The organism is Pseudomonas piscis, assembly GCF_009380155.1.
Classification (GTDB): Bacteria; Pseudomonadota; Gammaproteobacteria; order Pseudomonadales; family Pseudomonadaceae; genus Aquipseudomonas; species Aquipseudomonas piscis.
Window position 1 is genome coordinate 172892 of record NZ_WHUV01000002.1, and the last position, 20693, is coordinate 193584.

Sequence of the window (20693 nt, forward strand, 5' to 3'; positions counted from 1 at the left end):
AACGGTTACGAGCGGGTGGGGCGGCAGCCCAGGACCAGCGCCAGGGACAACAGGGTGAGGGCGGCGCCGGCCAGCAACAGGCCGTGGAAGCCGCCGCTGCTTTCGATCAGGCGTCCGGCCAGGGCCGGGCCGATGGCCAGGCCGACGCTGATCACCAGGTTGGAGGCGTTCATCAACCGTCCGCTGCGATCCATCTGCGCCATGCGCGCCAACACCAGCGGCAAGATGAAGGTCCAGGTGAACTTGAATACCAGGGCCGCCAGGGCGAAGCGCGCCAGTTGCGGTTGGCCGTACAGCATCAGCACCGAGCCGGCCATCAGGCCGTAGCCCAGCCACAGCAGGCCGCTGCCGGGCAGGCGGTCGCCGAACAAGGTGGCGCACAGGGCGCCGACGATGCCCATCAGGGTGGCGATGGCCAGGATGTCGCCGCTGGCCTGGGGCGAGAGCCCGGCCTGGCTGCCGATGGCGCCGATGAAGGTCCAGACCCCGCTCAGGCTGATGTAGAAAGCGAGGATGCCGAGGATGCCCAGGCCGGCCTTGAGCCAGGAGATCGGCGGGGCTGGCGTGGCGGCGTCCAGTGACTGTTCAGCACCGGCGGGAAAGCACCGTGCCAGGGGCAGGCAGAGCACCATCAGCAGCGCCAGGATCAGATAGCAGGCGCCGAGGCCGAAGTGCTCGAACAGCAGCGGCAGCAGGCTCAGGCCAATGGCCCCCAGCACCAGCTGGCCCATCACCCAGAAGCCGTAGGCGCGACTGGGGTTGGGGCTGGCGGCGGCGCTGGCCAGGCAGATGATCATCAGCGAGCCGCCGGCCAGGGCGCTGCAAAAACGCGCCACCAGCAACAGCCAATAGTCATGGACCAGCATCGACAACAGGTTGGCGGCGATGAACAGCACGGCGCTGCACAAGGCGGCGCGGCGCCAGTCCAGGCGCTTGAGCCACCAGATGGCGGGCAGGGTGGCCAGGCTCATGGCCCCCAGCTCGGCGCTGAACAGGTCGCCGATCTGGGTCGGGCTCAGGTGCCACTGGCTGGCCAGTTGCGCGGCGATGGCCGGGGCCATCAGTAGCACCGCGGGGGTGATGGCGGCGAACAGCACGATGGCCGCCAGGAGCCCCAGGGGTTGGCGGGCAGATGGCGCGGTGTCGCTCAGGGCAGGGTTGTGGCTATGCATGGCCGGGCTTCCTCGGGCGGGGGGTCAGAACACGTGGACCAGGCGCAACAGGGCGTCGGTGCCGGCGAAACCGTTGTCGGTGGCGACGTTGCGCGACAGGCTGAACATCAGTTGGTTGCGCGAATCCAGCCAGTGGCCCAGCTCGAATCCGACCTGGGTGTAGCGCCGGTGGGTGTCGTCGATGCGTCGGTCGTTGATGCGCAGTTCGCCGCCATCGGCCTGGATCAGCCGCAGGGCGCCGTAGGTGCTGGGAGTGAAGTCGTAGGACGCGAAGGCTTGCAGGCGGTACAGCGGGTCCTGCTTGAGGTCGCTGCCCAGGTAGTCATCGTTGGTGGCGTAGAACTGGGCTTCGAGGTTGGCCTCCAGGACCCACTTCTCGCCCAGGCCCTGGGTGTAGTTGTAGACGAAGGTCGCGCCCCAGCGGTTGGCCCCTGGCGAGACCCCGGGCTCGCGGCTGTGGTACTCGCCCACCGGCAGCGTGATCAGGGTCAGCAAGCCGCTGTAGGTGCGACTTTGCGGCTGGTTGATGAAGAACAGCGTGCCGCCCACCTGGGGATCGCCGAAACCGCTCTCGCGACTACGGCGCGTGGCACCGGGCAGGCGCGCATCGGTGTCGACGAAGGGCACGATGAACTGCGGCGTGCACAGGGTGCCGCACAGGTCGCTGAAGAACACCTGGCGGTAGGCCATGGCATTGACCCGCAGGTCGGCCTTGCCGGTGGTGTCGGCCGGGCCATGGAAGCTGCCGGCGCGAGTGGCGGGCAGGTACAGCACGCCGAGGCTGGTGCCTACCGGGGCGGCGAAGAAGTCCCGGGCGTTGAGATCGGCGGCCTGGGGCGACAGGCTGGCCAGGGTGCTGGCCACGGCGAGCGCGGTACGGATGAGGTTCCTGGTCATGGGCGATGCGTCTCTTGTTGGCGTTGTTGTGCGGCGCAGGGCTTGCCGGCAGGCGGCAGGGGCTGGAAACCGGGCAAAGGCTGCCCGTGACCGTCACGGGTGACGGCGCGAATCAGCGTGGGAAGGCGCGACGATGGTCAGTCGGGCGGGGCGTGCAGCAGCTGGGCGATGCGCGCCTTGTCCTTGACCCCGAGCTTGCTGTAGATGGCGCGGATGTGATGGCGCACGGTGTTGGGCGACATGCCCAGGTCGCGCGCCACTTCCTTGTAGGTCTTGCCGTCGCCGAAGCTCTGCGCGACCTCGTTTTCCCGGGGGCTGAGCTGGGGCAGCAAGGTGCGGCTGCGGGCCGCCAGCAGGAACAGGTCGCCCACCGCCTGGGACTCCACTTGCAGGCACTTGCCTTCGTAGTTGCCCAGCTCCAGGGATTGCGGCAGCTGCGGGCCGCTCCAGTGCGGCCATTCGTTGAGCAGCAGTTCGACGAAACCACTCTCGGCGCAGTGCAGCACGCCGCGCTGGTCGCAGACCGCCAGGGCCAGGTTGCGCGGCCGGGTGAGTTGCTCGCGTGTGGCCACCAGGGTGCGGATCTGGTTGGCCGAGACCGCCGCCACCAGGTGCAGCATCAGGTTGTCCAGCAGCTCGCGGTCGTCTGTGGTGAAACGCGCTGCGCCGGGTTGGCGGTACAGGGCCAGGTGGCTGCTCAGGTGGGTATGGGGGTCGATGTGCACCACGCACAACAGCTCGCCGATGTTGTACAGGCGCCCCAGCCAGTTCAGGCCGGCGCCGTTGTCCGGGTCGGCCATATCGACGATCACCGACCGGCCCGGGACCTGGTGCACCCGGCTCACGGTGACATCGACATGGCGGATCGATTGCCAGTCCGGCAGGTAGCTGGGAGGCAGGCGGTACAGGTAGCAGCTGTGTTCGTCCGGCACGCCGTTTACCAGGGCCGAGCGGCCCCACCATGCGCTGTCGAAGGGCAGCAACCTGGCGATGCGGGCCAGGGCGTGCTGGTGCAGGTGCTCGATGTCTTTGTTCTGGGCCAGTTGCTGCAAGGCCAGGACCAGTTCGCTGAAGGCCTGCAAGCGGCCGGGCGCGGGCGGGTGGGATCGACTCATGGCGCGGTACCTCGGGGCGACGTTGTTATTGTTTTCGTCACTGAAGAATCGACGGCCGGTACGCCAGGGCAGGCGTGGGCAGGACCTGGGTCGAGTATCGGCGCCTGGACCGCTGGCCGCCATCCTACAGATGCAGGAGGCGGCGCGGGGGCCAGGCCGGGAGGGTGGGGTTCAGGCGGCCTGGCAGGGCCGGGGCAGGCGGTGGAAGCTGCGGCTGAAGTACACCAGCGAATCACCGCGCTCCTGCACGCTGATCTCGTCCAGCTCCACCAGCATCAGCGAGTGGGTGCCGATTTCCTGGACCTCGGTGATCCGTCCCTGCAGGCTGGCCAGGGCATCCTCCAGCACCGGCAGGGCCTGCAGGCCGTCGCGCCAGGGGTGCAGGCCGAAGCGCTGGTCCATGGCCACGCCGGTCATGCCGGCGAAGTGCCGGGCCAGGTCTTCATGGGCGCCGCTGAGGATGTTCACGCACAGCCGGCCATTGCCCTTGAACACCGGGTTCAGGGCGCTGTTGCGGTTGACGCAGACCATCAGCGTCGGCGGGCTGTCGGTGATCGAGCACACCGCCGTGGCGGTGATGCCGCAACGGCCGGCCGGGCCATTGCTGGTGATGACGTTGACCGCCGCGGTCATGTGCGCCATGGCGTTGCGAAAGGCGAGTTGCTTGGTGTCGAGTACGGACATGAGGGTTCTCCGAAGGCCTGGGTGGCGAGGGCACGTGGCCCTCGCTGCGCACGACTACTGGCGGATACGGTCGAGCATGTTGATGTCGTCGGGGTTGGTCAGGTGCGGCACGGTCCAGCCGTCGAGGTCGTAGTCGGCCAGGCAGCGATCCACCAGGGCGGTCATGGCTCGCATCGAGCCGCTGTCCTGGGCGTGGCGCAGGCACTGCATGCGGATCTCGTCCTGGCTACCGGCGTAGTTGATCTCGTACAGCTCGTGGCGGCCGCCGAACTCGGTGCCGATGGCATCCCACAACAGCTTGAGGATCTTGATCCGCTCCTCGTGGCCCATGCCTCCCGAACCGCGGCAATAGGTGCCCAGGTACTGGTTGAGCACGGGGTCCTTGAGGTCCCGGGAACCGGAGGGCAGGTAGATCAGGCCGCTGGCCACCACCTGCTCGATGATCTTCTTGATCTCGGTATAGGCCTGGGGCGCCAGCACCCGGTAGGCCTGCAGGGCCTGGGCGCTGGGCAGGTAGACACCGTTTTGCCACTCGCTGGCATTGCCGTGCATGGCGTCGGTCAGGGACCAGAACAGGTTGCGCCAGGCCACCACTTCGCCGACCTGGGCCTGGACCCCGCGAAACTCCAGGGCGCCGGTGCATTGCAGGGCCTTGACCAGCAGGCCGCTGATGAAGTCCAGCTTGACCGCCAGCCGGGTGCAGCCCTGCATCGGGAACAACCGGCCGAACCCGCCCTGGGGGAACCACTGCCGGCAACGCTCGAAGTCGCGGTAGATCAGCACGTTCTCCCAGGGGATAAATACCTTGTCCATGATCAGGATCGCGTCGTTCTCGTCGAAGCGGCTGGACAGCGGGTAGTCGAAGGGCGAACCGCTCATGCCGGCCTGGAGTTCGTAGGAGGGACGGCAGATCAGCTTCATGCCCCGGGTGTTCATCGGCGCGATGAACATCAGGGCGAAATCGGTGTTGTCCCCCAGCAACTGGGCCGAGCCCTGGCCGACGAAGTTGTAGTGGGTCAGCGCCGAGTTGGTGGCCACCACCTTGGCGCCGCTGACGATGATCCCGCCTTCGACTTCCTCGTCCACCGAGATGAACACATCCTTGACCTGGTCCACCGGTTTGTCGCGGTCGATGGGCGGGTTGACGATGGCGTGGTTGAGGTAGAGGCAGGCCTCCTGGATGCGCTTGTACCAGGTCCGCGCGTTGTCGGCGAAGGGGCCGTAGAACTCGGCGTTGGCTCCCAGGACGCTGCCGAAGGCCGCCTTGTAGTCGGGGCTGCGGCCCATCCAGCCGTAGGTCAGGCGCGACCAGTCGGCGATGGCGTCGCGCTGCTGGCGCAACTCGTCGGGGCTCCTGGCCGAACGGAAGAACTTGTGGGTGTAGCCGCCATTGTCGGTGTCGGTGGGCCAGCACAGTTGCTCATGGGTGGCCGGGTCGTGCAGGGCATCGTACAGGCGGGCCATGGACGCGGCCGAGTTGCGAAAGGCCGGGTGGGTGGTGACGTCCTTGACCCGGTCGCCATAGATGTAGATTTCACGGTCGTCGCGCAGGCTGGCCAGGTATTCGGCACCGGTCAGCGGGCGATCGGAGGAGGCACGAAAGTCTTCGGGTTTCATATCCAGTCTCGGCGTTGTTTTTATTGACCGGGACCATGATGGGCAGCGGCGGGCGGCGCAGAAATGGCTTTTTCGGCGAATGGCTTGCACTTTCCATGGGCTTGCCGGGAACTGCCGCGAACCGGAGCAAAAACTCCTGGGCAGCGCGTTTTGGCCCATCCCTGGACCGCCCATCAGTGCTTTATCGATTCACTTCGCGTTGTGGCATTTCAGTCCTGAATCAGCGGTCATTTCCGGGATTTTTTTTACGAATCAGCCATATGAAAGCGCAACTTCGGCCGATATCCAGGATAGGCCCAAGGACCCCGGTGCCAAGGTTTCCGACGTCGGCGCAGCGCTGATGCGCGGATCATTCAATGGCAAGGATGCTGATCGTCATGTTCTCCTGCGAGAGTCGCCCTATGACCCTGCGTAACCTGAATATCGCCCCTCGAGCTTTCCTCGGTTTTGCCTTCATTGCCTTGCTGGTCGTCGTGCTGGGGGTGTTCGCGGTCAATCGCATGTCGATCATCCGCGAGGCCTCGGTCGACATGGAAGGCAACCAACTGCCTAGCGTCAGCTACCTGGGCAACCTCACGGAGAACGTGCTGCGCCTGCGGATCTTGTCGTTCCGGGTGCTGGTCAACCGCGAACCGGCGGGCCTGGCCGAAGCCCAGACGCGCATCGGCGTGCTGGTGGACAAGGTGCGCCAGGCCCAGGCCGGTTATGCCGCGCTGCCGGCCGGCCCGCAGGAGGCCGCGCTGTACAAGACCTTCTCCACGACCCTGGAGAACTACCTGCAAGCCCAGAAGGAAATGCTCGAGCTGTCGCGCCAGGACAAGCTCGATGCAATGCGCCAGCTGATCAACACCCGGATCAAGGACGGTACCGACCAGATGGGCGAGCAACTGAACCAGTTGATCGCCATCAACGCCGCCGATGCCACGGCCGCCTCCAAGGCCGCCGGCGAGCACTACGGCAGCGCGATTGCCGGGATCGTCATCGTCGCGCTGATCGCTGCTGCGCTGACCATCATCCTCGCGTTGCTGCTGACCCGCAGCATCGTCAGTCCGTTGAACAAGGCATTGAACGCCGCCGAGGTGATCGCCGGCGGCAACCTGCGCCAGAGCATCGAAGTCGACGGCAAGGACGAACCGGCGCGCCTGTTGCAGGCCCTGGCCGAGATGCAGGCGAGCCTGCGCCGCACCATCGAGCAGATCGCCGGTTCGGCGACCCAGGTGGCCTCGGCTTCCGAGCAACTGAGCGCGGTAACCGAGGAAACCTCCCGTGGCGTCCAGCAGCAGAACACCGAGATCGAGCAGGCCGCTACCGCCGTCAACGAGATGACCGCGGCGGTGGAGGAGGTGGCACGCAACGCGGTGTCGACTTCCGAGGCTTCGCAGCAATCGACCCAGGCCGCCCGTGACGGCCGCGACCGGGTGGTGCAGACCGTCGATGCGATCCAGACCATGGCCCACGACGTGCAGAACACCTCGGTGATGATCGAGGGCCTGGCCACCCAGGGCCGGGACATCGGCAAGGTCCTGGACGTGATCCGGGCCATCGCCGAGCAGACCAACCTGCTGGCGCTCAACGCTGCCATCGAGGCGGCCCGGGCCGGCGAGGCCGGGCGCGGCTTCGCGGTAGTGGCCGACGAAGTGCGGGCCCTGGCCCATCGCACTGCCCAGTCGACCCAGGAGATCGAGAAGATGGTGGCTGGCATCCAGAACGGCACCGGCCACGCCGTGGAGTCGATGCAGCAGAGCAATCAGCGCACCCAGAGCACCCTGGACCTGGCTCGCGCCGCCGGCGAGGCCCTGGAGCAGATCGCCGAGTCCATCAACCAGATCAACGAGCGCAACCTGGTGATCGCCAGCGCCTCGGAGGAGCAGGCCCAGGTGTCCCGCGAGGTGGACCGCAACCTGGTGAACATCCGCGACCTGGCGACCCAGTCGGCGGCCGGGGCCAACCAGACCAGCGCCGCCAGCCATGAGCTGTCGCGCCTGGCGGTGGAGCTCAACGCCATGGTCGCGCGCTTCGTGATCTGACCTGACGCCGCCGCGGGCGGCGCTCGACGAGTCGGGTTGCAGCACCTAGGGTTTGGGCTGAGGCGTCTTTCAAGGAGAAAGCCATGCGCTACTCAGCCCTGACCCAGCGGATCGCCGGCGAAGGTTCCGCGGCCTGGAACATCCATTACCGGGCCCTGGCCCTGCGTGAGCAGGGACGCGATGTGTTGCTGCTGACGGTGGGCGACCCGGACTTCGATACTCCAGGCCCGGTAGTCCAGGCGGCGATCGACAGCTTGCTGGCCGGCGATACCCATTATTCGGACGTACGCGGCAACCTGGCCTTGCGCAGTTGCATCGCCCAATGCCATCACCAACGCAGTGGCCAGGTGGTGGATGCCGAGCATGTGGTGGTGCTGCCGGGGGCGCAGTGCGCGGTGTTCTCGGTGGCCCAGTGCCTGGTGGGCCCAGGCGACGAGGTGCTGGTGGCCGAACCCATGTACGTCACCTACGAAGGGGTGATCGGCGCCTGTGGCGCGACCGTGGTGCCGGTGCCGGTGCGGGCCGAGCGCGGCTTCTGCGTCGACCCGCTGGACGTCGCCGCGCGGATCGGTCCGCGCACCCGGGCCATGCTGCTCAACAGCCCGAACAATCCCTCCGGCGCCAGCCTGTCCCTGGATGACTGGCAGGCCCTGGCGCGCTTGTGCCTGGAGCACGACCTGTGGCTGATCTCCGATGAGGTCTACAGCGACTTGCTGTATGAGGGGCAGCACCTGAGTCCGGGCAGCCTGCCCCGCATGGGCGAGCGCACCGCCACCATCAATAGCCTGTCCAAGTCCCATGCCATGAGCGGCTGGCGGATCGGTTGGGTGATCGCCCCGACGGTGTTGGCCGGGCACCTGGGCAACCTGGCCCTGTGCATGCTCTACGGCTTGCCCGAGTTCATCCAGAACGCAGCGGTGGTGGCGTTGTCCAGCGATTTGCCGGAGTTGGTGCAGATGCGCCAGGAGTACCGCCGGCGCCGCGACCTGGTATGTTCGATGCTGCAAGAGTGCCCCGGCTTGCAACCGGTGCGTCCCGATGGCGGCATGTTCGTCATGGTCGATATCCGCCGCACCGGCCTTGGTGCCCAGGCCTTCGCCGATGGCCTGCTGGAGGGCCATGGCGTTTCGGTGCTGGCCGGGGATGCCTTCGGCCCCAGCGTCGTCGGGCACGTGCGTATCGCCCTGGTGCTGGATTGCCAGCAGCTGGCCGAAGCTTGCCGGCGCATCGTCCGCTTCACCGCGCAATTGCCTGTGCAATGACTAGAGCTGTCATGCGATCGATCCGCTTCGCGGTGGCCGTCGATGACGTGCCGGCTGGCCTATGGCTTGGGGCGCAGGGCGAACCAGGCCAGGCCCAGGGCGAGGCTGAACAGGCCGGTCAGGGCTTGCAAGGACCCGGCAGCACTGTCGGCCAGGGCGTTGGCCAGCAGCCCGCAAGCAGCGGTCATGGCCATCTGGATGAAGAAGAACAGGCCCGAGGCACTGCCGGCCACCGCCGCATAGGGTTGCAGGATCGCCAGCTGGCAGGCGGGAATCGCCAGGCCCACCGACAGCATGATCGCCAGCATCGGCAGGACGATGGCCAGCAAGCTGTCGGGCCACAAGCTGCGGGTGGCCAGCAGCAAGCCTGCCGCCAGCAGGTTCAGCAGCGTGGCGCGGGCGATCAGGTGGTCGGCGCCGAGCCTGGGGGCCAGGTGCTGGAACAGGCGTGAGCCCAGCAGGTAACCGGCCACGGTGGCGGCGAACACCAGGGCATAGCTGCCCGAGGACAGGCCCAGGCCGCGCTGGAGCAAGGCCGGTGATTGCAGGATGAAGGGGAAATAAGTGCAGTACAGGCAGCCGATGGCCAGGGAGTAACGCATGAAGTAGCGCGTGCCCAGCAAGCGCAGGTACAGCCGTGGCAGGCTTTCCCGGGGCGTTGCCAGGGGCTGGGGCACGCGGGTCTCCGCCAGCCTGGCAAGCATCAGCAGCCACACCGCGGCCGCCACCAGGCCCAGGGCCAGGAACAGGCCGCGCCAGCCCAGCAATTGCTCCAGCAGGCTGCCAAGAACTGGTGCCAGCATCGGCGACAAGGCGATGCCCATGGACAACAGGCCCAGCAGCCGCGCCTGTTCCGCCGGCGGGCAGCGATCACGCACCATGACCCGGCCCACCAGGGTGCCGCAGCAGCCACCCAGGGCCTGTAGCAGGCGGGCGGCCATCAATACCTCGACCCGGCTGGCGAACATGCAGGCCAGGGTGGCCAGCAGGAACAGCGCCATGCCCCACAGCAGCACCGGACGCCGGCCAAACCGGTCGCAGAGCGGTCCGCCCAGGAGCATCGACAGGGCGTAGCCGAGCATGTACAGGCTCAGGGTCAGTTGCAGCTGGGCATCGCTGGCCCCCAGTTCGTCGGCCATGGCCGGCAAGGCCGGCAGGTACAGGTCGATGCTGATCCGCGGCAGGCAGACCACCACCAGCAACAGCAAGGTCCAGAGCCAGGGGGCCAGGTCTTGCGCGGCGGCGGGAGAGAGGGGCGGGGTATCGGTGGTCGGTCGCATGGTCGGCTCGCAACAAGGGCTTGGCCGGGACGTTAAGGGCTTTATGGTTTAATGCGCAGAGCCATTTACCGTCATTTCGAGTGGACCACTATGAGCCGTGGCAAATACCCCGTTCCCCTGGACTTGCCGCTGCCACAGGCCCTGGGCGAGGGCTTGGGCAAGCAGGACAGCGCCTATGGCGCCTTGCGCCAGGCGATCCTGGACAAGCGCCTGGCGGCGGGTTGCCGCTTGCCTTCGACGCGGACCCTGGCCCAGCGCTGGGCCATGTCCCGGGGCACCCTGGAGGTGGTGTTCGACCGCTTGCGCAGCGAGGGTTACGTCAGCCGGGCCGCAGGTTCCGGGACCCGGGTCTGCGCGGTGGTGCCGGATCTCTACCTGAGTGCGCCGCTTGCCGTGGCGCCTGCAGCCAGTGACGAGGATGGCCCGAGGCCGCAGCCCCAGGGCGTGCGTGCCGGCCAGCCCTTCGTCGCGCGCCTGGCCGACCCGGCGCTGTTCCCCCTGGCGCGCTGGACCCGCTCCCTGACCCGGGCCCTGGCCAGTGCCCCGGCCCAGTCGCTGTGCGACCACGACCCCGGGGGCCTGCCGCAACTGCGCCAGCAGATCGCCCAGTACCTGGGACAGCATCGGGGTATCGCATGCGAGCCTGCGCAAGTGATGGTCACCACCGGCATTCGCCATGGCCTCGACCTGCTGGCCCGCAGTCTGCTGCGACCGGGGGACGAGGTCTGCCTGGAAGACCCCGGCTACCTGTCGGCCAGGGAGTTGTTCGCCCTGGCCGGGGCACAGGCGATACCGGTGCCGGTGCTGGAGGAGGGCATCGATGTGGACCGCCTGCATGAGCATGGCGCGGCGCGGATGGTCTACGTCACGCCGGCGCACCAGGCGCCCTTGGGCATGACCATGCCGGTGTCTCGGCGCCTGGCGTTGCTGGAGTGGGCGCGGCGCAGTGGCGCCTGGGTGGTGGAGGATGACTACGACAGCGAGTTCAACTACCAGAGTGCCCCCCTGGCGGCGCTCAAGTCTCTGGATCGCGACGATCGGGTGATCTACTGCGGCAGCTTCAACAAGACCCTGTTCGCCGGCCTGCGGGTGGGCTTCATGCTGGTGCCCGACGCCTTGCGCGAGCGGCTGCTGGCCACTTTGCAGAGCACCGGGCGCTCAGTGGGGGTGATCGAGCAACTGGCCCTGGCCGACTACATCGCCAGCGGCGCCTTTTTGCGTTACCTGCGGGCCGCCCGCCAGGCCTACCAGGAGCGCCGCGACCTGCTGCTGGCGATCCTGGCCCGGGAGGCCCCGGGCTGCTACAGCATCAGCGGGCAACAAGCGGGCCTGCACCTGCTGCTGCACCTGCCGCCGGGTGGCGATGAAGCGCGGTTGCGCCAGCGCGCCGCTGCGCTCGGGATCGTCCTGCAAGGGCTGGCCGAGCATTGCCAGCAGATGCGCCCGGGCCCGGCGGTGATCATCGGCTATGCCGCCTTGAGCCTGGCGCAGATCCGCTTCAGTGGCTCGCGCCTGGCGGCCCTGTTGGTGGATGAGGCCCGGCAAGCCCGGGCCGGGGCATGACTGTCATGGCGTTGTCATATTCGCCGGCCATGCTCGGCACCCCGGCCCCAGGGCCTTCGTATTGCACAAGGACGTCATGATCATTGTCACCTCCGGCGCGGCCTACCTGGACATGGACGCCTACGCCGGCTGCATCGCCTACGCCGAATGGCTCAACCTGCGCGGCCAGCCGGCCCGGGCCCTGAGCAGCGCGCCGCTGAATGAAAGCATTCCCCAGGCCCTGCGCCATAACTGCAAGGGGCTGGATGCATCGGTGTCGATCGGCGACGACGATGTGTTCGTGCTGGTGGACGTTTCCAATCACCTGCACCTGGACCCGCTGGTGGATCTTGCACGGGTGGTGGAGGTCATCGACCATCATCCCGGGTTCGAAGGGTTCTGGGCCGAGCGCCTGGGGCCGCGTGCGGATATCCGCCGGATCGGCGCTGCCTGCACCCAGGTCTATGAGCGTTGGCGCGACTCGGGGCTGCTGGCGCAGATGAGCCGCGACAGTGCGCAGTTGCTGGCAGCCGGGATTCTCGACAACACCCTGAACTTCACCGCCCGGATCTGCACCGAGGCCGATCGCCAGGCCTATGCCATGCTGGCCCGGCACGCCGGGTTGGACGAGCAATGGCCTGCACGCTACTTCGACCAGTGCCAGCGCCAGATCGAGGAACAACTGGAGCAGGCCCTGCACAAGGACCTGAAAGTCCTCGGGGAAGAGAGCAACCTGCCCAGGCGTTTCGCCCAGTTGACCTTGTGGAATGCCGATCGCTTGCTGCGCCAGCAACGGCCCTTGATCGAAAGGGTGCTGGGGCAGTGGGGCGATGACTGGCTGCTGAACCTGATCAGCCTCGGCGAGGGGCGCAGCTACTTGCTCAGTGGTGGAGCCGCTAGTGCGCAGAAGCTGGACCGGCTGCTAGAGTGCCCGGCCGTGAATGGCCTGCACTGCCTGGACCGGCCGATCTTGCGCAAGGAGTTGCTGCGCATGGGCCTGGCCTGGCAGGCGCCGATGACCCCGAGGTAACCGTGGACCTGGATCAAGCCTTGCAGCAAGTGGTGGATGAGCGCAGTTTCCTGGCGTTCGTCCAGGCCTTGAGCGCCGACCGGCGCCAAGCCAGCGACTGGCAGAACGACTCCATCGAGGACTTCCTCGACTCCGCCCATGCCTGGGCCGAAGCCAGTGCCATGGGCGCCAGCCAGGGGTTGGCCGACGCCTCACCGTGGAAGCGTTTCGCGGTGTTCCTGTACTGCGGCAAGATCTACGAATGAGGCACCCGCTGCGCGGCTAATCCTCGAAGCCGCTCTGCTCGTGGATTTCATCCATCTTCAGCTCCAGGCGGTAGGCCACGGCGATGAACAGCGCCTGGCACAGGCACAAGGTGGCGCTCAGCGAGCGGAAGGCGAACGAGCTGCCCTCGTTGACCAGCAGCACGCTGTTGGCGCGCTTGGCGAGGGGCGAGAGGGTGCTGTCGGTGATGATCAGGGTCTTGGCCTGGTGGTGCTGGGCAATCCGCAGGCAGTGCTGGGTTTCCTTGGCGTAGGGCGTGAAGCTGATGGCGATCACCAGGTCGCCGGGGCGGATGCTGCGCATCTGCTCGCGGTAGCTGCCACCGAGCCCCGAGACCAGGTGGATGCGCTTGTTGGTGTGCTGCAGGTTGTAGACCAGGTAGTCGGCCACCGCGAAGGAGCGCCGCACCCCCACCACGTAGATGTTCTCGGCATTGACCACCAGGTCCACGGCTCGCTCCAGGGCCGCCTCGTCCAGCTCCTGTTCCAGGCGCTCGATCCCCGAGAGGGTGGCGCCGATGCAGTCGCGAGCCAGGTCGGCACTGCTGGCCTTCTGTGATTTGTTGGCGATCAGGCTGCGGATGCGCTGCTGGTAGTTCTGTACCGGCGTGGCCTTGTGGGTATAGGCCTCGCGGAACAACGCCTGCATGTCACTGAAGCCGCGAAAGCCCAGGCGCTGGGAGAAACGCACGATGGCCGAGGGGTGCACTTCGCATTCGCGGGCGATGTCGCTGATGCGATCGACCATGATCCGGTCGCGCTGCTGGCTCATGTAGCTGGCGATACGCTTGAGCTGGCGCGGCAGGCTTTCGTATTCCCGGGCGATCAGTTGCAGCAGGCCCTCGGCATCGAGCGGGCGAGTGGCGAGGTCGCTGTCCGGGGTGCCTTCGGACAAGGCCGGCTGATCGGTATGGGGCATGGTCAATCCTTCTTGCGGTGCTGATGGGGCGAGCCTGGGTAGTGCCCCTGAGACTAGGCGGACTGCGGGCAGTCTACAGGGTCGGCGCGGGGAAAATCATGCCGGCCGGGGCCTGCGGCGCATTGCTGAAACGATGCAGGACATAGATTTCGGCGTGCAGCGAACTTTAGTGGAAAAAATATTCCATGTAAAAAAATTTAGAATAAATATTGATCTGACAGTGAAAGCCGTTCTAGTCTGCACCCACCAAGAGTGCTTGCCGAGGAACCGGCGGCAGGCAGCGGCTGATAACAATAACAGGAGCCAGCATGGGCCAGGACCGCTTTGCCAGTGGGCGTCAATTGGATCTGATCTGCCTCGGACGCCTGGGCGTCGACCTCTACGCGCAGCAAGTGGGGGCCCGCCTGGAAGATGTCGCCAGTTTTGCCAAATACCTTGGCGGCTCGTCCGCCAACATCGCCTTCGGTACCGCGCGCCTGGGCCTGAAGTCGGCGATGCTGACGCGGGTCGGCGACGACCACATGGGGCGCTTCCTGCTGGAGTCGTTGCAGCGCGAAGGCTGCGACACCCGCGCCGTGCGGGTCGATGCCGAGCGGCTGACGGCCCTGGTCCTGCTGGGCCTCAAGGACCGCGAGAGTTTTCCCCTGGTGTTCTATCGCGAGAACTGCGCCGACATGGCCCTGACCGCCGAGGACATCGACGAGGCCTTCATCGCTTCCAGCAAGGCGCTGCTGATCACCGGCACGCATTTTTCCAGCGACCAGGTCTACCGCGCTAGCATCCAGGCCCTCGACTATGCCGAGCGCCATGGGGTGCGGCGAGTGCTGGACATCGACTATCGGCCAGTGCTCTGGGGCCTGGCGGCCAAGGCCGATGGCCAGACCCGCTTCGTCGCCGACCGCCAGGTCAGCCAGCATGTGCAGGGCATCCTGCCGCGCTTCGAATTGATCGTCGGCACCGAGGAGGAATTCCTGATTGCCGGGGGCGAGCCGGATTTGCTGGCGGCCCTGCGCCGGGTGCGCGAGCTGACGACCGCGACCCTGGTGGTCAAGCTCGGCCCCAGGGGCTGCACGGTGATCCATGGGGCCATTCCCGGCCATCTGGAGGACCTGCAGGTGCACCAGGGCGTGCAGGTCGAGGTGCTGAACGTGCTGGGCGCCGGCGATGCGTTCATGTCCGGCTTCCTCAGTGGCTGGCTGGAGGGGGCGGACGATGAGCGCTGCTGCCAGCTGGCCAATGCCTGCGGCGCCCTGGTGGTCTCGCGCCATGCCTGTGCCCCGGCGATGCCGACCCGTGCCGAGCTCGACTACCTGTTCGGCAGCCCGCGGCCCATCACCCGTCCGGACCAAGACCCGACCCTGCGGCGCCTGCACCAGGTCAGCGTGCCGCGCAAGGCGTGGCGGCCGCTGTTCATCTTCGCCTTCGATCATCGCGGGCAACTGGTGGAGCTGGCCCGCCAGGGTGGGCGCGAGCTCAAGGTCATCGAGCAACTCAAGCTGCTGTTCGTCGAGGCGGTGCAGCGGGTCGAGGCCGACCTGCGACGCCAGGGCGTCGAGGCCGATGTCGGCGTGCTGGCGGACCAGCGCTTCGGCCAGGATGCACTGAACGCCGCCACCGGTCGTGGCTGGTGGGTGGCGCGCCCGGTGGAGCTGCAGGGTTCGCGGCCCCTGGTGTTCGAGCATGGCCGGGCCATCGGCAGCAACCTGATCGCCTGGCCCCAGGAGCAGATCATCAAGTGCCTGGTGCAATTTCATCCCGATGACGAACCCATGCTGCGCCTGGAGCAGGAGGCGCAGATCCGCGCCCTGTACCAGGCGTCCCAGGCCAGCGGCCATGAGCTGCTGCTGGAGGTCATCCCGCCCAAGGACTTGCCCGGGGCCCATCCCGAGGTGCTGTACCGGGCCATCAAGCGCCTCTACAACCTGGGCATCTACCCGGCCTGGTGGAAGATCGAGGCCCAGGATCGCGAGCAGTGGCAGCGCCTGGACCAATTGATCCAGGAGCGTGATCCCTACTGCCGTGGGGTGGTATTGCTGGGGCTCAACGCCTCGCCCCAGGCCCTGGCCGAGGGCTTTCGCCAGGCCGCCGGCAGCAGCAGTTGCCGGGGCTTCGCCGTGGGTCGCACGATCTTCCAAGAGCCCAGCCGTGCCTGGCTGGCGGGGGAGATCGACGACCAGCAGCTGATCAAGCAAGTACAGGGCACGTTCGTCCAGTTGATCGAGGCCTGGCGCAGCGCCCGCCCGTGAACGCCCCAGGCCTTGGTGGCAAGGCGGTTTTTTAGAGTGCGATCCGAACAACAATAAAAGGTGCAGCCATGCCCGCGATCCGAATTGGCATCAACCCGATTTCCTGGAGCAATGATGACCTGCCGTCCCTGGGGGGCGAGACGCCCCTGGACACGGCGCTGGCCGAAGGCAAGGCCATCGGCTATGAGGGCTTCGAGCTCAACGGCAAGTTCCCCAAGGATGCCCAGGGGGTGGCCGAGGTGCTGCGGCCCTACGAGCTGGCGCTGGTTTCCGGCTGGTACAGCGGCCAACTGGCGCGGCGTTCGGTGGCCGAGGAGATCGAAGCCATCGCCGCCCACGTGCAATTGCTGGCGCACAATGGCGCCACGGTGCTGGTCTATGGCGAGGTGGCCGACTCGATCCAGGGCCAACCCATCGCCCTGGTGGAGCGCCCGCGCTTTCATGCCGAACAGGCCTGGCAGGAATATGCCGACAAGCTCACCGAGCTGGCCCGTTTCACCCTCTCCCAGGGCGTGCGCCTGGCCTATCACCACCACATGGGTGCCTACGTCGAATCGCCGCAGGACATCGACCAGCTGATGCGCCGCAGCGGCCCCGAGGTGGGCCTGCTGTTCGACTCCGGGCATTGCTACATGGGCGGTGGAGAGCCCCTGGAGGTGTTGCGCCGACATGTCGGGCGGGTCTGCCATGTGCATTTCAAGGATGTGCGCAAGCCGGTGGTGCAGTTGGCGCGCAACCAGCTCTGGAGCTTTCCCGACTGTATCGTCAACGGCACCTTCACCGTGCCCGGTGATGGCGACCTGGATTTTGCCGCGTTGCTGCAGGTGTTGCTGGGCGCCGGCTACCAGGGCTGGCTGGTGGTGGAGGCCGAGCAGGACCCGGCGGTGGCCCCCAGCGAGGTCTATGCCCGAAAGGGCTACGACACCCTGCGCGCCTTGCTGGCCAGCGCCGGACACGGGAGGGCTGCTCGATGAGCCTGCTGGTCAAGGGCGCGGGCGCGGGCCAGGAGCTGGTGCGACTCGAGGAAGGCCGTTTGCAGTACGTGGGTTTCGCCGCCTACCGCCTGGGCCTGGACGAAAGCCTGCCGGTCAGTGCCGGTGAACGCGAGCTATGCCTGGTGCTGCTGGCCGGGCATGTGCGGGTCGAGGGCGAAGCGCCGGGGCATGGCGCGTTCCATTGGGAGGGGATTGGCGAGCGCCAATCGGTGTTCGAAGACCTGGCGCCGTTCGCCGTCTACCTGCCGCCGGGCAGCCAGGCCCGGATCACTGCGCTGGACCCGGTGCAGCTGGCGGTTTGCGCGGCCCCCGGGTGTCGCGAGGCCGGGCTGGCGCCGCGGCTGATCCGCCCGCAGCAGTGCTCGCGCAGCGTACGGGGCAAGGGCGCCAATACCCGTTATGTCTGCGACATCCTACCGGCCAGCGAGCCTGCGCATTCGCTGCTGGTGGTGGAGGTGCGCACGCCATCCGGGCACTCCTCCAGCTACCCGCCCCACAAGCACGACACCGACGACCTGCCGCACCAGAGCTTTCTCGAAGAGACCTACTACCACCAGGTCGACCCGCCCCAGGGCTTCGTGTTCCAGCGGGTGTACACCGACGATCGACGGCTGGATGAAGCCATGGCCGTGGAGCACCACGACCTGGTGGTGGTCCCCGAGGGTTATCACCCGGTCTGCGTGCCGTACGGCTACCAGTCCTACTACCTGAATGTCATGGCCGGGCCGAAACGTGCCTGGCAATTCCACAACGATCCGCAGCACAGCTGGCTGCTCGATCTCTGAGAGCGCCACGCCATAGGGAGAGTCAGCCACATGCCCCGGCCCTTGCGTTTTGCCTTGAACCGGATGGTCGCGCCGAGCTTGTCGCTGGTGGAATTCATCGACCTGGCGCTGGAGTTGCAGATCGACGCCATCGAGTTGCGCAACGACCTGCCGGGCGTGGAAATCACCGATGGCACGCCGCCGGAGCGGGTTCGCGAGCTGTGCGCGAGCCGTGGCGTGCGGGTGCTGTCGATCAATGCGCTGTACCCCTTCGATGTCTGGAACCCGGAGCGCGAGCGGCAACTGCGGCAATTGGCCGAGTATGCCGTGGCCTGCGGTGCCAGGGGGCTGGTGCTGTGTCCGCTGAATGAGGCCGGGGACCCGCGCGATGCCGCGCAGCGGGCATTGGCGCTGCGCAGCGCCCTCGAGGGAATCGCCCCGGTACTGCGCCGGCATGGCCTGTACGGCTTCATCGAGCCCCTGGGCTTTGAGGAGAGCGCCTTGCGCAGCAAGCGCCTGGCGCTGGAGGCGGTCCGCGACACCGCTAGCCTGGATGTCCTGCGCCTGCTGCACGACACCTTCCATCACCACCTGGCTGGAGAACAGGAGCTGTTCGCCGAACAGACCGCCCTGGTGCACATCTCCGGGGTCGAGGAAGCGCAGGCGCCCCTGGAGCTGTTGCGCGACGGCCATCGAGTGCTGGTGGGCGCGGCGGATCGGCTCGGCAACGTGGCCCAACTCAAGGCGCTGTTGCACCAGGGCTACACCGGTTACCTGTCGTTCGAGCCTTTCGCCGCCTGCGTCCATGGCCTGGTGGATGTCCACCAGGCCCTGGGCGCCAGCATCGACCATCTGCGCCAGGCCCTGGAGTGAGTGCCCGGCGCCATGCCCCTATCCCTTGTAAGGAGCTGAAATGAGCACGCTACGCCTGACCATGGCCCAGGCCCTGGTGAAGTTCCTCGACAACCAGTACGTCGAGGTGGATGGACAACAGAGCCGCTTCGTCGCCGGAGTCTTCACCATCTTCGGCCACGGCAACGTGCTGGGCATCGGCCAGGCCCTGCAGCAGGACCCGGGTGGCCTGCAGGTGCACCAGGGGCGCAACGAGCAGGGCATGGCCCACGCGGCCATCGGTTTCGCCAAGCAGCGCCTGCGCCGACAGGTCTATGCCTGTACCGCCTCGGTGGGGCCTGGTGCGGCGAACATGCTGACCGCGGCCGCCACCGCCACGGCCAATCGCATCCCCTTGCTGCTGTTGCCCGGCGATGTGTTCGCCAGCCGCCAGCCGGACCCGGTGTTGCAGCAGATCGAGCAGTTCCATGACCTGGGCATCAGCACCAACGATGCCTTCAAGGCCGTGAGCAAGTACTGGGACCGGATCAACCGCCCTGAACAATTGATGAGTGCCGCATTGCAGGCCATGCGGGTGCTGACCGACCCGGCGGAAACCGGCGCGGTGACCCTGGCGCTGCCCCAGGACGTGCAGGCCGAGGCCTACGACTATCCCGAGGCGTTCTTCGCTCGCAGGGTCCACCGTATCGATCGGCGCCTGCCCACCGCGGCCATGCTGGCCGATGCCGCGGCGCTGCTGCTGGGCAAGCGCCGGCCGCTGATCATCTGTGGCGGCGGGGTCAAGTACTCCGCTGCCGGCGAGGCGCTGCAGGCGTTCGCCGAGCGTTTCGCGATTCCCGTGGCCGAGACCCAGGCGGGCAAGAGCGCGCTGCTCTCGAGCCATCCGCTGAACGTCGGCGGCATTGGCGAGACTGGCTGCCTGGCGGCCAACCTGCTGGCCCGGGAGGCCGACCTGATCATCGGCGTGGGGACGCGCTACAGCGATTTCACCACGTCCTCGAAATGGCTGTTCCAGCATCCGCAGGTGCAGTTCCTCAATCTCAACGTCAACCCCGGCGATGCCCTGAAGCTCGATGGGGTGCAGCTGCTGGCCGATGCGCGGGCCGGCTTGCAGGGCCTGTCGCAGGTCCTGGTGGAGCGTGACTATCGCGCCGGCTGGGGCGAGCAGGTGGCGACGGCCAAGGCGCAGTTGGCGGCCGAGGTGCAGCGCCTGCATGGCGTGCAGTATTCGGCGCAGGCCTTCGTGCCCGAGGTCGACGACTCACTGGACCCGGCGGTGCTGCGCGAGTTCATCGAGCTCACCGGCTCCTGCCTGACCCAGAGCCAGGTCCTGGGCGTGCTCAACCAGGTGCTGGACGAAGACGCGGTGGTCGTCGCCGCCGCCGGCAGCCTGCCCGGCGACTTGCAGCGCAGTTGGGCCAGCAAGGGGCTCAACAGCTACCACGTGGAGTACGGCTATTCGTGCATGGGCTACGAGGTCGGCGCGGCCCTGGGGGTCAAGCTCGCCGAGCCTGGGCGCGAGGTCTATGCGCTGCTGGGGGACGGCTCCTACCTGATGCTGCATTCGGAGCTGGTCACCTCGCTCCAGGAGCGGCGCAAGATCAACCTGGTATTGCTGGACAACATGGCCTTCGGTTGCATCAACAACCTGCAACTGGGCCAGGGCCAGGACAGCTTCGCCACTGAATTTCGCTATCGCGACCCGCTCACGGGCCGGCTTGACGGCGGCCTGATCCCGGTGGACTACGCCATGAGCGCCGCGGCCTACGGTTGCAAGACCTACCGGGTCACCAGCCTCGAGCAGTTGCAGGCGGCCCTGGCGGATGCCCGCCGGCAGACGGTCTCGACCCTGATCGATATCAAGGTCTTGCCCAAGACCATGCTCCATGGCTACCAGTCCTGGTGGCATGTGGGGGTGGCCCAAGTCTCTGACAGCGAGCGGGTTGCCGCCGCGTCCCGGGCCATTGCCGCCGAACTGGCCAGGGCCCGCCAGTATTGATCCTTTGCCACGAACAACCACAGGAGTAC

General features: G+C 67.1%; 17 protein-coding genes. 10 read left to right on the top strand and 7 right to left on the bottom strand.

The window, feature by feature from the left end; genetic code table 11:
• Window positions 1-5: 5 nt before the first annotated feature.
• The 5 genes from GDH07_RS10840 to hpaB all read right to left on the bottom strand — a co-directional run bounded on the left by GDH07_RS10840 (window position 6) and on the right by hpaB (window position 5485).
• On the bottom strand, window positions 6-1172 hold the full coding sequence (locus GDH07_RS10840; protein ID WP_152897523.1) for an MFS transporter: 1167 nt from the start codon (window positions 1170-1172) through the stop codon (window positions 6-8).
• Between the two features lie 24 nt (window positions 1173-1196).
• The gene (locus tag GDH07_RS10845) at window positions 1197-2069 is read right to left on the bottom strand and encodes a transporter (protein WP_152897524.1); all 873 of its coding nucleotides are present in this window, start codon (window positions 2067-2069) and stop codon (window positions 1197-1199) included.
• A gap of 137 nt (window positions 2070-2206) precedes the next feature.
• The gene (locus GDH07_RS10850) at window positions 2207-3184 is read right to left on the bottom strand and encodes a helix-turn-helix transcriptional regulator (RefSeq protein ID WP_152897525.1); all 978 of its coding nucleotides are present in this window, start codon (window positions 3182-3184) and stop codon (window positions 2207-2209) included.
• A gap of 171 nt (window positions 3185-3355) precedes the next feature.
• Window positions 3356-3868 carry a 4-hydroxyphenylacetate 3-monooxygenase, reductase component gene (gene hpaC, locus GDH07_RS10855; RefSeq protein WP_152897526.1) on the bottom strand — a complete coding sequence of 171 codons (513 nt, stop codon included), beginning with the start codon at window positions 3866-3868 and terminating at the stop codon, window positions 3356-3358.
• A gap of 54 nt (window positions 3869-3922) precedes the next feature.
• On the bottom strand, window positions 3923-5485 hold the full coding sequence (gene hpaB, locus GDH07_RS10860; protein ID WP_152897527.1) for a 4-hydroxyphenylacetate 3-monooxygenase, oxygenase component: 1563 nt from the start codon (window positions 5483-5485) through the stop codon (window positions 3923-3925).
• 401 nt (window positions 5486-5886) lie between these two features.
• On the opposite strand from hpaB, the gene GDH07_RS10865 reads away from it, so the two are divergent.
• Together GDH07_RS10865 and GDH07_RS10870 are read left to right on the top strand one after the other, a co-directional pair.
• Complete coding sequence (locus GDH07_RS10865) at window positions 5887-7512, top strand: methyl-accepting chemotaxis protein (RefSeq protein ID WP_022639068.1); 1626 nt, start codon at window positions 5887-5889, stop codon at window positions 7510-7512.
• A gap of 83 nt (window positions 7513-7595) precedes the next feature.
• Complete coding sequence (locus GDH07_RS10870; protein ID WP_152897528.1) at window positions 7596-8774, top strand: pyridoxal phosphate-dependent aminotransferase; 1179 nt, start codon at window positions 7596-7598, stop codon at window positions 8772-8774.
• Between the two features lie 59 nt (window positions 8775-8833).
• On the opposite strand, the gene GDH07_RS10875 is transcribed toward GDH07_RS10870, so the two are convergent.
• Window positions 8834-10054 carry a multidrug effflux MFS transporter gene (locus GDH07_RS10875; protein WP_152897529.1) on the bottom strand — a complete coding sequence of 407 codons (1221 nt, stop codon included), beginning with the start codon at window positions 10052-10054 and terminating at the stop codon, window positions 8834-8836.
• A 90-nt stretch (window positions 10055-10144) separates the two neighbouring features.
• On the opposite strand from GDH07_RS10875, the gene pdxR reads away from it, so the two are divergent.
• The 3 genes from pdxR to GDH07_RS10890 all read left to right on the top strand — a co-directional run bounded on the left by pdxR (window position 10145) and on the right by GDH07_RS10890 (window position 12871).
• Entirely contained in the window at window positions 10145-11617 is a 1473-nt protein-coding gene (gene pdxR, locus GDH07_RS10880; protein ID WP_152897530.1) for a MocR-like pyridoxine biosynthesis transcription factor PdxR, read from the top strand.
• Between the two features lie 76 nt (window positions 11618-11693).
• Complete coding sequence (locus GDH07_RS10885; RefSeq protein ID WP_152897531.1) at window positions 11694-12626, top strand: DHH family phosphoesterase; 933 nt, start codon at window positions 11694-11696, stop codon at window positions 12624-12626.
• Between the two features lie 2 nt (window positions 12627-12628).
• Window positions 12629-12871 carry a DUF7660 family protein gene (locus tag GDH07_RS10890; protein ID WP_053130677.1) on the top strand — a complete coding sequence of 81 codons (243 nt, stop codon included), beginning with the start codon at window positions 12629-12631 and terminating at the stop codon, window positions 12869-12871.
• Window positions 12872-12887: 16 nt separating this feature from the next.
• On the opposite strand, the gene GDH07_RS10895 is transcribed toward GDH07_RS10890, so the two are convergent.
• Complete coding sequence (locus GDH07_RS10895) at window positions 12888-13808, bottom strand: MurR/RpiR family transcriptional regulator (RefSeq protein WP_022643967.1); 921 nt, start codon at window positions 13806-13808, stop codon at window positions 12888-12890.
• 308 nt (window positions 13809-14116) lie between these two features.
• On the opposite strand from GDH07_RS10895, the gene GDH07_RS10900 reads away from it, so the two are divergent.
• The 5 genes from GDH07_RS10900 to iolD all read left to right on the top strand — a co-directional run bounded on the left by GDH07_RS10900 (window position 14117) and on the right by iolD (window position 20664).
• Window positions 14117-16054, top strand: coding sequence for a bifunctional 5-dehydro-2-deoxygluconokinase/5-dehydro-2-deoxyphosphogluconate aldolase (locus GDH07_RS10900; protein ID WP_152897532.1), 1938 nt, complete (start codon window positions 14117-14119; stop codon window positions 16052-16054).
• Between the two features lie 68 nt (window positions 16055-16122).
• Window positions 16123-17028, top strand: coding sequence for a myo-inosose-2 dehydratase (gene iolE / locus GDH07_RS10905; protein WP_152897533.1), 906 nt, complete (start codon window positions 16123-16125; stop codon window positions 17026-17028).
• Entirely contained in the window at window positions 17025-17834 is an 810-nt protein-coding gene (gene iolB / locus GDH07_RS10910) for a 5-deoxy-glucuronate isomerase (RefSeq protein ID WP_152897534.1), read from the top strand. Before iolE ends, iolB begins: the two co-directional genes overlap by 4 nt.
• Window positions 17835-17864: 30 nt before the next feature.
• A complete protein-coding gene (locus tag GDH07_RS10915) occupies window positions 17865-18686 on the top strand; it encodes a TIM barrel protein (RefSeq protein WP_152897535.1) in 822 nt (273 codons plus the stop codon).
• A gap of 40 nt (window positions 18687-18726) precedes the next feature.
• Window positions 18727-20664, top strand: coding sequence for a 3D-(3,5/4)-trihydroxycyclohexane-1,2-dione acylhydrolase (decyclizing) (iolD, locus tag GDH07_RS10920; RefSeq protein ID WP_152897536.1), 1938 nt, complete (start codon window positions 18727-18729; stop codon window positions 20662-20664).
• Window positions 20665-20693 lie beyond the last annotated feature (29 nt).

Excerpts from the sequence above, each read along its gene's own strand:
- GDH07_RS10840 (WP_152897523.1), bottom strand. The coding sequence starts at position 1,172 with ATGCATAGCCACAACCCTGCCCTGAGCGACACCGCGCCATCTGCCCGC.
- GDH07_RS10845 (WP_152897524.1), bottom strand. The coding sequence starts at position 2,069 with ATGACCAGGAACCTCATCCGTACCGCGCTCGCCGTGGCCAGCACCCTG.
- GDH07_RS10850 (WP_152897525.1), bottom strand. The coding sequence starts at position 3,184 with ATGAGTCGATCCCACCCGCCCGCGCCCGGCCGCTTGCAGGCCTTCAGC.
- hpaC (WP_152897526.1), bottom strand. The coding sequence starts at position 3,868 with ATGTCCGTACTCGACACCAAGCAACTCGCCTTTCGCAACGCCATGGCG.
- hpaB (WP_152897527.1), bottom strand. The coding sequence starts at position 5,485 with ATGAAACCCGAAGACTTTCGTGCCTCCTCCGATCGCCCGCTGACCGGT.
- GDH07_RS10865 (WP_022639068.1), top strand. The coding sequence starts at position 5,887 with ATGACCCTGCGTAACCTGAATATCGCCCCTCGAGCTTTCCTCGGTTTT.
- GDH07_RS10870 (WP_152897528.1), top strand. The coding sequence starts at position 7,596 with ATGCGCTACTCAGCCCTGACCCAGCGGATCGCCGGCGAAGGTTCCGCG.
- GDH07_RS10875 (WP_152897529.1), bottom strand. The coding sequence starts at position 10,054 with ATGCGACCGACCACCGATACCCCGCCCCTCTCTCCCGCCGCCGCGCAA.
- pdxR (WP_152897530.1), top strand. The coding sequence starts at position 10,145 with ATGAGCCGTGGCAAATACCCCGTTCCCCTGGACTTGCCGCTGCCACAG.
- GDH07_RS10885 (WP_152897531.1), top strand. The coding sequence starts at position 11,694 with ATGATCATTGTCACCTCCGGCGCGGCCTACCTGGACATGGACGCCTAC.
- GDH07_RS10895 (WP_022643967.1), bottom strand. The coding sequence starts at position 13,808 with ATGCCCCATACCGATCAGCCGGCCTTGTCCGAAGGCACCCCGGACAGC.
- GDH07_RS10900 (WP_152897532.1), top strand. The coding sequence starts at position 14,117 with ATGGGCCAGGACCGCTTTGCCAGTGGGCGTCAATTGGATCTGATCTGC.
- iolE (WP_152897533.1), top strand. The coding sequence starts at position 16,123 with ATGCCCGCGATCCGAATTGGCATCAACCCGATTTCCTGGAGCAATGAT.
- iolB (WP_152897534.1), top strand. The coding sequence starts at position 17,025 with ATGAGCCTGCTGGTCAAGGGCGCGGGCGCGGGCCAGGAGCTGGTGCGA.
- GDH07_RS10915 (WP_152897535.1), top strand. The coding sequence starts at position 17,865 with ATGCCCCGGCCCTTGCGTTTTGCCTTGAACCGGATGGTCGCGCCGAGC.
- iolD (WP_152897536.1), top strand. The coding sequence starts at position 18,727 with ATGAGCACGCTACGCCTGACCATGGCCCAGGCCCTGGTGAAGTTCCTC.